Source organism: Bartonella sp. AA2SXKL (assembly GCF_042197205.1).
Lineage (GTDB): Bacteria > Pseudomonadota > Alphaproteobacteria > Rhizobiales > Rhizobiaceae > Bartonella.
Map to the genome: position 1 here is coordinate 1 of NZ_JBHIRN010000262.1, position 247 is coordinate 247.

General features: G+C 35.6%; 1 protein-coding gene. It reads left to right on the forward strand.

Going from position 1 to position 247, the window contains the following annotated elements:
• Positions 1-247, forward strand: a 247-nt coding sequence (locus ACFINS_RS11125; protein ID WP_375706305.1) for a hypothetical protein, incomplete at both ends; no start/stop codon positions are given.

A 247-nucleotide genomic window follows, 5' to 3' on the forward strand; every position in this document is an offset into this window, starting at 1 on the left:
GATAAGCCAATAGCCAATCAAAAAACTGATTGTCTTCTCATCCATGGAGATTTAAAAGGTTCCACAACAGTTTATATCAAAAGCGATTTCAGAGATAAAAATAGTGTTGTAAATACCTCTGATCCTTTAAATACACGCGGCATTTTACTGATTCAAGTTTCTGGAAAAGCCGAAGAAGGCTCCTTCAAATTGGTAAATGATTATACCACAATCAATGGATCACCTGATAAGTATATGGCTACATGCC